The following is a 12,477-nucleotide window of genomic DNA, read 5'->3' as shown; positions in this document are numbered from 1 at the left end:
TCATGATGACTGCAACGCTTTGGTCACGGAGCATCAGAGGCCATACTTCTCGAGCAGCCGCAGCCAGACCTCGCTGACGGTGGGGTAGGAGGGCACTGCATGCCAGAGGCGGTTCAGCGGAACCTCCCCGACGACGGCGATTGTCGCGGCATGCAGGAGCTCGGCGACGTCTGGCCCGGCAAAGGTTGCGCCGAGAATCACCTTGCGGTCCTCGTCAACCACGAGCTGCGCCCAGCCTGCATAGTTCTCCGCGTGCAGGGAGGAACCCGCCACTTCGATGGGCAACTCCACGGACGACGCGTTGTAGCCATCCTTGCGGGCCTGCTCCAGCGACCGGCCGACGTTGGCCAGCTCGGGATCGGTGAACACCACGTTGGGAATGGCGTGTTCGTCGGCTGTCTGCGCATAGCGGCTCCACGGCGCGGGTTCACGCCGAAGCTCGCCCTTGGCCCGGGCTGCAATGGCAGCACCCGTGGCCCGGGCCTCGTACTTGCCCTGGTGGGTCAGCAGCACTTTGCCGGCGGCGTCCCCCACCGCATACAGCCAGGGAGTCTCTCCGTTGCCCGATGCGTCCGCCACCAGGCCGGTGCTGTCCGTGCGGATGGCCAGGGGCTTGCCGTTCCCGGCGGACAGCCCAACGCTCTCCAGGCCCAGCCCTTCCAGCGCGGGCCGCCGGCCCGTGGACACCAGCAGCTTGTCCACCGTCACGGTGTCGCCGCCGTCGAGCGTGAGCGTCAGGGAACCGTCGGAGTTCCGCCGGACGCTCCGGGTCCTGGTGTCGAGCCGGAGGTCCACTCCGTCGGCCCGCAGGCCCGCGGCCACCAGTTCGGCGGCTTCGGCGGGGAAGTTGCGCAGGAGGCCGCTGCGGGCCACCAGTGTGACCGTGGACCCGAGGCGGGCAAAGGCCTGGCCAAGCTCCGTCCCGGCAACGCCGCCGCCCAGCACGCCCAGCCTTTCGGGAACCTCTTTTGCCGAGGTCGCCTCCCGTGTACCCCAGTAGTCAACCTCGGACAGGCCTTCGATGGGTGGCTGGTTGGGTGTGGAACCGTTGGCAAGTACGACGGCGTGACGCGCCGTGAGCGCGTAGTCGTCACCGTCCAGCCCGGCTACTTTTACCGCCCGCTCGCCGGTGAGCTGTGCCCGGCCCCGGATCAGCTCGATCCCTGCGCCCTCCACCCATTCCACCTGGCTGGCATCCTGCCAGTGGGAAGTGAAGGAGTCGCGCCGCTTGAGGACGGCAGCCGCGTCGAGCGTCCCCGTCACGGCTTCGCTGGCGCCGGGAACTGCCTGGGCCCCGTGGAGTGCGGTGCCCGGGCGCAGCAGCGCCTTGGACGGCATGCAGGCCCAGTATGAACATTCGCCGCCCACCAGTTCGGCCTCCACGAGGACCGCTGTCAGGCCTCCCTGCACCACGCGGTCCGCGGCGTTCTCGCCCGCGGCGCCGGCGCCAATCACAATGACATCGAATTCCCGTTCAACAAGACGTGGCATGGCAACAGACTACGCCCGCCATTGCCGCGGATTTCGGCCCGCGGTGCCGTAACAATGAAGCGGGCCGTTCTGCGGACATGGGACATCCGTTACGGTGAGGAAAAGTACGGCCAGTGCAAAGGAGCCCTCCCATGCAGCCCTCCAACGTGGTTCCGCCCGCCCGCTTCAGTGCCCAGGCCCGCCTGCGGGCCCTGCAATCGGACATCATGGAGCTGATCCTGGAGCGTGAGCTGGAGCCCGGAGACGCCCTTCCCACCGAAAACGAGCTGTGCCTTGCCCTCGGCGTCGGCCGGAACACCCTGCGGGAGTCGCTGAAGGTCCTGCAGGCGCTGGGAGTGATAGAAATCCGCCACGGCTTTGGAATGTTCGTCGCCCCCAGCAATTTCGAGTCCCTCGCAGACGGGCTGATTTTCCGCGGGCGGCTCTCGCTGCGGCACCACGGACTGGAGGCGAAGCAGCTCGTGGACGTCCGGCAGGCGCTGGAGGCGGGTCTCATCGGCAGCGCAATGGATGAAATGACGGCGGAACAACTGGCCGCGGTCGAGGAGTGCGTGATCCGCATGGAGCAGAGTGCCGCCGCGGGGGACGCCTTTGTGGAAGCAGATGCCGAGTTCCACCGCCGGCTCTTCGAACCCCTTAACAATGAGCTCCTACTGAACCTCCTGGGCGTCTTCTGGAAGGTGTACCGGAACATCTACACCGAGGTCGGGCCCGGCGTCGAGGACCTGCCCGCGCTCGCGGCGCTCCACCGGAGCATCTTCTCGGCAGTGGCGGCCGGGGACAAAGCCGGGGCAGCCCGCGAGCTGGCCCGGCACTTCGAGGGGTTCCGCCAGCGGATACGTGAGGCGGTCGGCGAATAGGCGGCTGCGCCGGCCGAGGGCGAACAAGCAGCTAATGCCCTCAAATCCTGGATTTGCGGCCATTAGCTGCTTGTTCGCGCTCTATGGTCCGCGCTTAACGCAGAAGGTCCGCACCGGTTTCCCGGTGCGGACCTTCTATTTGTGCGCCCAAAGGGATTCGAACCCCTGACCTTCTGTTCCGTAGACAGACGCTCTATCCAGCTGAGCTATGGGCGCATCTTCCGGTTCTCAGTGAGCTTTTCTCGCTCACCCCCGAACCTCGAATAACTTTACGGGAGAACGGCCGCAGTTCCAAATCGAGAACCGTGTAATTTAGCCAACTAGACCGGTCTATGTGACCTTCATCACTAATTTCAACTTTTCTAAATTCAAAAACCGCGAGTTTCCGCGGAATTTGTCTCGAGCAAGCCGGGAGGTCCGATGTCTGACAGGGAATTGGTCCAGATCATCAGAAATAGCATTTAGCACACACCACCGAACCCGAGGAAGGGAACCGCAATGGCCCACTTGGCGCGACTGCCGCTGCTTGAGAAAGCACCCACTACCCATGCTGGCCTGCTGGCGTGGGTTGAAGAGGTCGCTGGGCTGACCCAGCCGGACCGCATTCACTGGGTTGACGGCTCTGAGGAAGAAAACACCCGCCTCACCGATGAACTCGTCGCTGCCGGCACGCTGAAGCGGCTGAACCAGGACCTGTTCCCCAACTCCTTCGCCGCCTTCTCGGATCCGGCCGACGTGGCCCGCGTCGAAGAGCAGACGTTCATCTGCTCTGAAAACAAGCACGACGCAGGCTTTACCAACAACTGGATGGCCCCGGCGGAGATGAAGGAGAAGCTGCGCGGGCTGTTCTCCGGCTCCATGCGCGGCCGGACCATGTACGTCATCCCGTTCGTGATGGGCCACCTCGACGCCGAGGACCCCAAGTTCGGTGTCGAGATCACCGACTCCGCCTACGTGGTTGCCTCGATGCGCATCATGGCCCGCATCGGTACGGACGTCCTGAACAAGATCACCGAGACCAACGCCTTCTTCGTGCCGGCCCTGCACTCCCTGGGTGCTCCGCTGGAGCCCGGCCAGGCGGACGTTTCCTGGCCCTGCAACCCGGACAAGTGGATTGTGCACTTCCCCGAAGAGCGCTCCATCTGGTCCTTCGGTTCGGGCTACGGCGGAAACGCGCTGCTCGGCAAGAAGTGCTACGCCCTGCGCATCGCCTCGGTCATGGCCCACGACGAGGGCTGGCTTGCTGAGCACATGCTCATCCTCAAGCTGACCTCGCCGGAAAACAAGACCTACTACGTCTCGGCAGCCTTTCCCTCCGCCTGCGGCAAGACCAACCTTGCCCTCCTCGACCCCACCATCGATGGCTGGAAGGTGGAGACCCTGGGTGACGACATCACCTGGATGCGGTTCGGCAAGGAAGGCGAGCTCCGTGCCGTCAACCCCGAGGCCGGCCTCTTCGGCGTGGCACCCGGTACCGGCTGGGGCACCAACCCCAACGCCATGCGCGCCATCGCCAAGGGCAACAGCATCTTCACCAACGTTGCGCTGACCGACGACGGCGGCGTCTGGTGGGAGGGCATGACGGAGGAAACCCCGGCACACCTCACCGACTGGCAGGGCAATTCCTGGACGCCCGAGTCCGGCAAGCCCGCGGCCCACCCGAACTCCCGCTTCTGCACGCCGATCGACCAGATCGACATGCTGGCCGAGGAGTACCACAGCCCGAACGGTGTGGAGCTGTCCGCCATCCTGTTCGGCGGCCGTCGCAAGACCACGATCCCGCTGGTCACCGAGGCCCGCGACTGGACCAACGGCATTTTCATGGGCTCCACCCTGTCGTCCGAGACCACCGCTGCTGCGGCCGGTGCCGTCGGCGTGGTTCGCCGCGACCCCATGGCCATGCTGCCGTTCATCGGCTACGACGCCGGCGACTACCTGAACCACTGGGTCAACCTCTCGGCCAAGGCCAACCCGGAGCGCCTGCCCAAGATCTTCCTGGTCAACTGGTTCCGACGCACGGCTGAGGGCGGCTTCGCCTGGCCGGGCTTCGGCGACAACGCCCGTGTCCTGAAGTGGGCCATCGAGCGCCTCGAAGGAAAGGCCGACGCCGTGGAGACTCCGATCGGTTTCGTCCCGACCGGCGACTCCATCGACCTCACCGGGCTGGACATGACCCCCGCGCAGGTGGAGGAAGCGGTCCACGTCGACCCCGACGAGTGGAAGACCGAGCTCGCCTCGATCGAGGAGTGGTACTCCAACTTCGGTGATTCCCTGCCGGCAGCGCTCCAGCAGGAGCTGGAAGGCCTGAAGGCCCGCCTGGCCTAGTCCCCACTGCCTCCCCAATCTCGCAAGCTCGATTGGGGCCCCTCGGCAGTGTGGGCCCAGCCTACGACGGCGGCCCCGCACCTTTTCGAAAGGTGCGGGGCCGCCGTCGTCCCTTAAGGAGTTCTGACTAGGAGGCCAGCCAGATGTCCGGGCCGAAGACCTCGTAGTGGATTTTCGTGGCCGGGATGCCGGCGTTGATGGCCTCGTTGCGGATGTTCTTCATGAACGGCAGCGGACCGCAGAGGTACAGCGAGGCGTTGGCCGGAAGGTCCACCTCGCGCAGGGACATGAAACCGGCCTTGGACCCGGCTTCCGGCTGCTCGAGCCAGAGGTGCAGATCGGCGCCGTCGAGCCGTTCGACGTCGTTGGTCATCTGGGAGCGCAGCGCCCAGCTGTCCAGGGTGCTTTCGGCGTGCAGGACCAGGACCTGGCGGTCCGAGCCGGTCTCGGCGAGGGAGCGCAGAATGGACGCGGTGGGGGTGCAGCCGATGCCGGCCGAGGCGAGGATCACCGGGCCGTCGCCGTCCTTGAGGGTAATTTCGCCGTAGGGGTTGGAGATCTCGATGATGTCGCCGACCTCCACGCTGTTGTGGAGCACGGGGGAGACCTCGCCGCCGTCGTCCAGCTTGGCGGTGAAGCTGCGGCTGGTGCCGGCGCCGCCGGAGAGGGAATACTGGCGCACCTGGCGAAGGCCGTCCGGCAAGGTGACCTTCACGCTGACGTACTGGCCGGGAAGCGCTTCGGTGACGGGCGTGTCATCGGCCGGTTCCAGGGTGAAGGTCATGGAGCCGGTGCCGGCGGGGGCCTTGGCGGCGACCTTCCACGGGGTCCACATCTTGCCGTTGGCCTGGGCGGCGTAGAGGCCCTTTTCCAGCTTGATCAGCGCGTCTGCCATGAGCCAGTAGACCTCGGTCCAGGCTTCGGCGATCTCAGGGGTGATGACCTCTGCCAGATCCTCGGCGATGGCGGCGAAGAGGTGTTCGTAAACCACTTGGTACTGCGGCTCGGTGATGCCGAGGGAAGCGTGGCGGTGGGCGATCCGGGACAGCACTGTCTCCGGCAGGGTGCCCGGGTTGTTTACAAGGTGGCTGGCAAAGGCGGCGATGCTCCCTGCCAGGGCCTGCTGCTGGGTGCCGTTGCGCTGGTTTGAACGGCTGAACAGCCCGTCCAGAAGTTCCGGGTGCGCGGCGAAGAGGCGGGCATAAAACTTGGGGGTGATTTCGCCGATTCGTGAGCCGACCAGGGGAAGGGTGGCTTCGATGACAGGGCGGGCTTTGTCCGAGAGCATTGACACTCCTGAGCTAGTGGTCCGGGGTCTTTGGCCGGACCGGAACTGGCTGATACTTGCATTTGAAATACGAGTTTCTGCTGGTTCTTTTCTACACCCTGTAGAAGTGTTTTTACAAATGTGGCCGGTTGCGTCCGGAGCGGAGCGGGGTGTCCGGGGGGGGGGCTGCCGGGATATCGTGTGCGGCGCTTAGGCGCCGGGGCGCAACCCGATCGCCTCAAAAACCGGCGTCATCTGACGTGAGGTGGGCAGATCAGCCACCACGACGTCGTCGAGCTCGCGGTAAAAAGCCTCGCGCGCCCTGGCGATGGCGCCCCGGAGCCGGCATTCACTGATGAGGGGGCAGCTGCCGGCGGGGCCGATGCACTCGGCGGCGTCCTCCCGGGTGTCCAGTTGGCGCAGGACTTGGCCCACCGTCACGCGGCGGCCGGCTGCGCTGAGACGGGAGCCACCGTTGCGGCCGCGCTCAACGTCGATCAGCCCCAGCATGCGCAGCTTCGCGACGGCCTTGCTGACGTGGTTGTAGGGGGTTCCGACCGCGTCCGCGACGTTCTGGGTGGTCAGCAAACCGCCCTCGGGGGCGGCAGCGAGCACCATCAGGGCGCGCAGGCTGACGTCCGCGAAGGCGTTGATTTTCATGCTTCTAGCTTAAGGGCCTGTGCAAATCGCCCGGTTGCCGCTTTAGTCGGCCCAAATCACCGGCTCGTTGGCGTCGGCCGCAACGTCGCCGAACTCCCACTCGCCGGCGTTCTCGGGCGGCGAGTAGGGCAGGACTGCTGCGAACACCGCGCCGTCCCGGTGCTCGGTGGCCACATGGATGGCGTCCGTGTCCTCCTCGACCAGGGTGATGTCGCAGACAATGGCTGCTGCGCGGAACTCGTCCCGGTGCTGGCGCAACAGTTCGGTGATGTCGCGGATCATCCCGTCGGCGTCGAACCCGGCGTCGCCGCCGGCCTCCGGATCTGCCGGCGAGACAGCCACAAGGCGGACGTCGCCGTCGTTCTCCACCACGAGGGCAAACGGCAGGAACCCGCCGCTGCGCTCGAGCTGCTCCTGGGCCGCCGCCAGTCCGGTGCCCATGAGGTTCTCCAGATCCGTGGCCGTGGCGTCCGGCACGGAGGCCCGCCAGGATGGCTGGGCCGGAGTGGAATCAGGCGCTGCCATGGTCTGCCCTAGCTGCGGACCAGGGCCAGCACACGGTCGCGGACGCGCTCCATGGTGGCGCGGTCCGTGGCTTCGGCGTTCAGCCGCAGGAACGGTTCGGTGTTGGAGGGGCGCAGATTGAACCAGAAGCTGCCGTCGGTGGCCGTGAAGGTGCTGCCGTCCAGGTGGTCGACGGCCACGTCCTCGGCCTCGAAATCCGCGCGGACACGCTCCACTGCGCCGGCCTTGTCCTCGATTTCGGAGTTGATCTCGCCGGAGGAAACGTACGGTTCATACTCCCGGCCGAGCTCGGAAAGCGGGCCGTCCTGTTCACCGAGGGCGGCCAGCACGTGCATGGCGGCAAGCATGCCGGTGTCTGCGTTCCAGAAGTCGCGGAAATAGAAGTGGGCGGAGTGTTCGCCGCCGAAGATGGCGCCCTCCTCGGCCATGACGGCCTTGATGAAGGAGTGGCCCACGCGGGTGCGCACTGCCCGTCCGCCGTCTTCGGCGATGAGTTCCGGCACGGCGCGGGAGGTCAGGAGGTTGTGGATGATGGTGGGCTGGGCCTCGCCCTGTGCCTTGGCACGGGCGATTTCCCGGCGGGCCACCATGCCGGTGATGGCCGACGGCGACACAGCGTCGCCTTTTTCGTCGATGACGAAGCAGCGGTCGGCGTCGCCGTCGAACGCCAGGCCGATGTCCGCGCCGTGTTCGACGACGGCGGCCTGCAGGTCACGCAGGTTTTCCGGCTCCAGGGGGTTGGCGGGGTGGTTCGGGAAGGAGCCGTCGAGTTCGAAGTAGAGCGGAACGATCTCGAAGGGCAGTTTCGGCAGCAGCGTGTCGCCCAGGACTGCCGGCGTGGTCAGCCCGGCCATGCCGTTGCCGGCGTCCACCACGACCTTGAGGGGGCGCGAGCCGGAGAGGTCAACGAGCGTGCGCAGGTACTCGGCGTAGTCCTTCAGCACGTCGCGGACGCCGATCTGACCCTGCGTTTCGGCGGCGGGGATCGAGCCGGTGTTCAGGTACTGCTCGGCGAGTGCCTGGATTTCCTTGAGGCCCGTTTCGGAGGAGATGGGGACGGCGCCGGCCTTGGCCATCTTGATGCCGTTGTATTCGGCGGGGTTGTGGCTTGCGGTGAACGTGGCGCCCGCGGCGTTCAGGGCTCCGCACGCGTAGTACAGCTCGTCCGTGGAGATCAGGTCCAGCAGTTGGACATTGGCTCCGCGGGTGGCGGCGCCGGTGGCGAACGCCTTGCTGAATTCGGGGGACGAGGGGCGCATGTCACCGCCGACCAGGACTGTCTGGCCCTCCAGGCCAAGCACGTCAACGAACGCTGCGCCTACGGCTTCGACGATTTCAGCGGTGATGGATTCACCGACGATGCCACGGACGTCATACGCCTTGAACGAGGCCGAAAGGTCATAAGTACGGGTCTGGTCGCTAGTCACGGCACTTATCTTACGGGCAAGCCTGCGGCAGGCCCGTGAAGGGCAAGTCACAGAAGTGTGCGCCGGCCGTTGTCCACATAGCCGGTGCCCGGGGTTTGGCGTGTCAGAGGCGGCTGGGATACTGAATCAATGGCAAATAACCAGCACGCCCCGGTCCTTTCCACTGCCACCGGCCCCTCTGGTGCCGGAAGCGAACGTGGAACAGCCACTGGTACCCGGAGCCAGGCTCTTTCGGTGCTGCGCGAGCTGGTCGGCCGGGCGGATGCCGACTTCCATGACGGCCAGTTTGAGGCCATCGAGGCGCTGGTCGACGGCGGCCGCCGGACGCTCGTGGTGCAGCGGACCGGCTGGGGAAAGTCAGCCGTTTACTTCGTGGCGTCCCTGCTGCTCCGGCGGCGCGGGGCCGGGCCCACGCTGATCGTTTCGCCGCTGCTGGCCCTGATGCGCGACCAGGTGGCAGCTGCGGCCCGGGCCGGTGTCCGGGCCGTGGCCATCAACTCCGCCAACCAGCTCGAGTGGGACGCGGTGCGGGAGCAGCTTGCAGCCGATCAGGTGGATGTTCTGCTGGTCTCCCCTGAGCGGCTCACCAACCCCTCCTTCCGGGAAAACCAGCTGCCCGAACTCATCCGGCGAACGGGACTGCTGGTTATCGACGAGGCCCACTGCATCTCGGACTGGGGCCACGACTTCCGGCCGGACTACCGCCGCATCGCGGACCTCATCGCCCAGCTGCCGGATACCGTGCCTGTACTGGCCACCACAGCCACTGCCAACTCCCGCGTGGTCCACGACATCGAGGAACAGCTCGGCGACGGCGTGCTGACCATCCGCGGCGCATTGGGCCGGGAGTCGCTGCGGCTCGGAGTCCTGGCGCTGCCGGACTCCCGCGAGCGTCTCGGCTGGCTGCTCACGCACCTGGGAGACCTGCAGGGCAGCGGGATCATCTACACCCTGACGGTTTCCGCCGCCGAAGACACTGCCCGGCTTCTCGCGGAGGCCGGCCATGAGGTGCTGGCATACACGGGACGCACCGACCCCGCGGACCGGGAGCGGGCGGAGCAGCTTCTCAAGGACAACCAGGTCAAGGCGCTCGTGGCCACGTCCGCGCTCGGGATGGGCTTCGACAAGCCGGATCTCGGTTTCGTGGTCCACCTCGGCGCCCCGTCCTCCCCGGTTGCCTACTACCAGCAGGTGGGCAGGGCCGGCCGTGGCGCCGCCAACGCCGATGTCCTGCTCCTGCCCGGGTCCGAGGACCGCGAAATCTGGCAGTACTTTGCCACAGCGTCCATGCCCTCCGAGGAGAAGGCCACCGCCGTGCTGACCGCGCTGGCGGAAGCAGGTTCGGCTGTGTCCACCGTGGCTCTGGAGGCCCGGGTGGACCTGCGCCGGACGCCGCTGGAGCTCCTGCTGAAGGTGCTCGCTGTGGACGGCGCGGTGGAACGGGTAGGCGGCGGCTGGCGGTCCACCGGCATGCCGTGGACCTACGACGCCGAACGGTACCAGCGGATCGCGGAAGCCCGGGTGGACGAGCAGGACTCCATGGTCATCTACCAGGACACGTCCGGATGCCGGATGGAGTACATCACCTCCGTCCTCGACGACGAGACCGCAGCTGCCTGCGGCCGCTGCGACAACTGCGCCGGCCGGTGGTTCCCGGCCGACGTCGCCGCCACGGCGACGGAGACGGCCGGGCAGACCCTGAGCCGGGCCGGCATCGTCCTGGAGTCCCGGCTGCAGTGGCCCAGCGGGATGGACCGCCTCGGCGTGCCGGTGAAGGGCAAGATCAAACCTGACGAGAACACAGCGGACGGCCGGGTCTTCGCCAGGCTGACGGATTTGGGCTGGGGCGGCGCGCTGAGGGAACTTTTCGCGGCCGGGGCTGCGGACCGGCCCGTCGATCCCGGCATGCTCCAGGCCTGTGTCCAGGTTCTGCGCGAATGGGGAGCCGGTGACTCCCGGATTCCGGGCTGGAGCGGCGCAGGCAGGCCGGCGGCCATTGTCAGCATGCCCTCCCGCAGCAGGCCCGAACTTGTGGACTCCCTCGCGCGGGGCATCTCGCAGATCGGCCGAATCCCGTATCTCGGTCAGCTGCAGCTCGAACACGGCGGGCCCACTGGCGGCCGCGGCGGCAACAGCGCCTACCGGCTGGCCGGGGTGTGGGACCGGCTCGTGGTGGGGGAGGCGCTGGCTGCCGAGCTCGCCGGACTGGGCGGCGGCAGCGTGATGCTTATCGATGACCTCGTGGACAGCCGGTGGACCGTCACCGTGGCAGGGCGCGCGCTCAGGCGGGCCGGGGCGGGCGCGGTGCTTCCGCTGGCGCTGGCCCAGGCCGGCTGACCTCGGCCCCTGCGTCGCGGTGCAGCAGGAGGCTGTCGACGGTGCTGAGGAGCATCAGCACCGCAATCGAGAGGAAGGCGCCACGGTAGGCGGCCACTCCGCCGCCGTCCGGTCCTGCTGACAGGATGCCCAGGCCGGACAGGAGCAGGGAATCCGACTCGAAGAGGCGCAGCAGGAGGGCGCCAACCGCGATGCCGGCCCCGGTGGCCAGCTGGACAACCGTGGCCGATACGGCGTTGGCGGACGTTAGCTGCCCGGGCAGGATATCGGCGTACTGGACCGAGGCGTAGGCGGAGAATCCGATGGAGCGGAACGCCCCGCTGCACACGAGCAGTGCGAATACCAGAGGCTCGGGTGTTTCCCGGGACAGCATCGCGCAGAGGACGAAGGTCGCAGCTGAGGCCAGGGACGCGAACACCAGCACCGGCTTGAACCCAAAGCGCCTGATAAGCGGCGTCGTGGCCGGTTTGATGCCGATGTTGCCGATAAACACGGCGGCCACCATGATGCCGGCATGCAGCGGGCTCCAGCCGAAGCCGTTCTGGAACATGAGCGGGAGCAGGAACGGCACGGCGCTGATGGTCAGCCGGTAGATGAAGCCGCCCGAGTTGGTGGCCCGGAAGGTGCGGGTGCCGAACACCGTCAGGTCGAACAGCGGGTGGGCTGCGCGGCGCATCCAAAGAACCGCTGCCGCAAGGGCGAGAACGCCGGCGAGGATGATCGGCCAGGTCAAGGAGCCGCCGAGATGGCCGCTGGCCAGTTCGAGGCCGGCCACCAAAGCGCCCACGCCGGCCGTCGTGAGGGCAAGCCCCAGCCAGTCCAGCCGGCGGTTCCGGTCCCCGGGAACTGCCGGAACCAGGCGCAGCGCGGCCAGGAGGGCTGCGGCGCCCAGCGGCAGGTTGATCAGGAAGATCCAGTGCCAGGACAGATAGGTGGTCAGTGCGCCGCCCACAAGTGGCGCCAGGACGGGAGCAAGCAGGCCAGGCCAGACGAGATAGGCAGTAGCCCGCAGCAGGTCCGACTTCGGCGTCCCGCGAAGCACCAGCAGGGTACCCACCGGCACCATCATGGCCCCGCCCAGGCCCTGCAGGACCCGGCTGACGGTCAGTATCGTGAGATCCTGGCTGGCCGCGCACAGCAGTGACGCCAGGGTAAAGACGGCGATGGCCAGGCAAAAAATCCGCCGCGCTCCCAGGCGCTCCGCCAGCCAGCCGCTCAGCGGGATGCCCATGGCCACCGTCATCAGGTACGCGGTCATGGTGATGTTGACGCTGGCCGACGCCACCCCGAAGTCCGCGGCGATGCTGGGGATGGCGGTGGTCAGCACCGTCCCGTCCAGGAATTCCATGAAGAACGTGGCCGCCACGAGCAGGGCCAGCCTGGGGCTCCAGGCCTGGTTGGCGGATAGTTTGTCCATACAATCATCCTGCCAGCGGAAGCGGTCCATCGCCTCGGGTGTCCGGCACGCGGACGGAGGCTGTGGCGGGGTGCGCGGAAGGACGGCTTGTGCGAAAGGACGGCTTGTGCGGAAGGATGGCGTCCGGTCTGTGCAGAAGAATCGGCGCCGGGAACGCAAAAGGCCCCG

Annotated in this window: 9 protein-coding genes and 1 tRNA gene; 3 read left to right on the top strand and 7 right to left on the bottom strand. The window is 67.1% G+C overall.

Going from position 1 to position 12,477, the window contains the following annotated elements:
• Positions 1–33 precede the first annotated feature (33 nt).
• Positions 34–1,491 (bottom strand): dihydrolipoyl dehydrogenase family protein, encoded by a 1,458-nt coding sequence (locus ACFTR6_RS13885; protein ID WP_377958319.1) that lies wholly within the window; start codon positions 1,489–1,491, stop codon positions 34–36.
• A 131-nt stretch (positions 1,492–1,622) separates the two neighbouring features.
• Here ACFTR6_RS13885 and ACFTR6_RS13880 point away from each other — a divergent pair, with 131 nt between their 5' ends.
• Positions 1,623–2,351, top strand: coding sequence for a FadR/GntR family transcriptional regulator (locus tag ACFTR6_RS13880; RefSeq protein ID WP_377958318.1), 729 nt, complete (start codon positions 1,623–1,625; stop codon positions 2,349–2,351).
• Between the two features lie 142 nt (positions 2,352–2,493).
• Here the strand turns inward: ACFTR6_RS13880 and ACFTR6_RS13875 are convergent.
• A tRNA-Arg gene (locus ACFTR6_RS13875) sits at positions 2,494–2,567 on the bottom strand.
• Positions 2,568–2,849: 282 nt separating this feature from the next.
• On the opposite strand from ACFTR6_RS13875, the gene ACFTR6_RS13870 reads away from it, so the two are divergent.
• Positions 2,850–4,676, top strand: coding sequence for a phosphoenolpyruvate carboxykinase (GTP) (locus ACFTR6_RS13870; RefSeq protein WP_076798876.1), 1,827 nt, complete (start codon positions 2,850–2,852; stop codon positions 4,674–4,676).
• A 127-nt stretch (positions 4,677–4,803) separates the two neighbouring features.
• Here the strand turns inward: ACFTR6_RS13870 and ACFTR6_RS13865 are convergent, their stop codons facing one another.
• The 4 genes from ACFTR6_RS13865 to ACFTR6_RS13850 all read right to left on the bottom strand — a co-directional run bounded on the left by ACFTR6_RS13865 (position 4,804) and on the right by ACFTR6_RS13850 (position 8,555).
• Positions 4,804–5,964 carry a globin domain-containing protein gene (locus ACFTR6_RS13865; RefSeq protein WP_076798875.1) on the bottom strand — a complete coding sequence of 387 codons (1,161 nt, stop codon included), beginning with the start codon at positions 5,962–5,964 and terminating at the stop codon, positions 4,804–4,806.
• Between the two features lie 189 nt (positions 5,965–6,153).
• On the bottom strand, positions 6,154–6,603 hold the full coding sequence (locus tag ACFTR6_RS13860; RefSeq protein ID WP_076798874.1) for an Rrf2 family transcriptional regulator: 450 nt from the start codon (positions 6,601–6,603) through the stop codon (positions 6,154–6,156).
• A gap of 42 nt (positions 6,604–6,645) precedes the next feature.
• On the bottom strand, positions 6,646–7,128 hold the full coding sequence (locus ACFTR6_RS13855; protein WP_076798873.1) for a hypothetical protein: 483 nt from the start codon (positions 7,126–7,128) through the stop codon (positions 6,646–6,648).
• A gap of 8 nt (positions 7,129–7,136) precedes the next feature.
• Positions 7,137–8,555: a phosphomannomutase/phosphoglucomutase gene (locus ACFTR6_RS13850; protein WP_076798872.1), complete on the bottom strand. Its 1,419-nt coding sequence runs from the start codon at positions 8,553–8,555 to the stop codon at positions 7,137–7,139.
• Between the two features lie 129 nt (positions 8,556–8,684).
• Between ACFTR6_RS13850 and ACFTR6_RS13845 the strand changes: the two genes are divergently transcribed.
• A complete protein-coding gene (locus ACFTR6_RS13845) occupies positions 8,685–10,892 on the top strand; it encodes a RecQ family ATP-dependent DNA helicase (RefSeq protein ID WP_377958317.1) in 2,208 nt (735 codons plus the stop codon).
• Here ACFTR6_RS13845 and ACFTR6_RS13840 read toward each other — a convergent pair.
• The gene (locus ACFTR6_RS13840; protein WP_377958316.1) at positions 10,837–12,309 is read right to left on the bottom strand and encodes an MFS transporter; all 1,473 of its coding nucleotides are present in this window, start codon (positions 12,307–12,309) and stop codon (positions 10,837–10,839) included. The two genes, ACFTR6_RS13845 and ACFTR6_RS13840, sit on opposite strands and share 56 nt — an antisense overlap.
• Between the last annotated feature and the right edge of the window lie 168 nt (positions 12,310–12,477).

The sequence above is a fragment of the Arthrobacter sp. NPDC057009 genome, assembly GCF_042673905.1.
In the GTDB taxonomy this organism is placed as follows: Bacteria; Actinomycetota; Actinomycetes; order Actinomycetales; family Micrococcaceae; genus Arthrobacter.
The sequence above is the reverse complement of the archived record's forward strand: the minus strand, read 5'-3'. Positions and strand labels throughout refer to the sequence as shown.

Excerpts from the sequence above, each read along its gene's own strand:
- ACFTR6_RS13865 (WP_076798875.1), bottom strand. The coding sequence starts at position 5,964 with ATGCTCTCGGACAAAGCCCGCCCTGTCATCGAAGCCACCCTTCCCCTG.
- ACFTR6_RS13855 (WP_076798873.1), bottom strand. The coding sequence starts at position 7,128 with ATGGCAGCGCCTGATTCCACTCCGGCCCAGCCATCCTGGCGGGCCTCC.
- ACFTR6_RS13845 (WP_377958317.1), top strand. The coding sequence starts at position 8,685 with ATGGCAAATAACCAGCACGCCCCGGTCCTTTCCACTGCCACCGGCCCC.
- ACFTR6_RS13885 (WP_377958319.1), bottom strand. The coding sequence starts at position 1,491 with ATGCCACGTCTTGTTGAACGGGAATTCGATGTCATTGTGATTGGCGCC.
- ACFTR6_RS13840 (WP_377958316.1), bottom strand. The coding sequence starts at position 12,309 with ATGGACAAACTATCCGCCAACCAGGCCTGGAGCCCCAGGCTGGCCCTG.
- ACFTR6_RS13860 (WP_076798874.1), bottom strand. The coding sequence starts at position 6,603 with ATGAAAATCAACGCCTTCGCGGACGTCAGCCTGCGCGCCCTGATGGTG.
- ACFTR6_RS13870 (WP_076798876.1), top strand. The coding sequence starts at position 2,850 with ATGGCCCACTTGGCGCGACTGCCGCTGCTTGAGAAAGCACCCACTACC.
- ACFTR6_RS13880 (WP_377958318.1), top strand. The coding sequence starts at position 1,623 with ATGCAGCCCTCCAACGTGGTTCCGCCCGCCCGCTTCAGTGCCCAGGCC.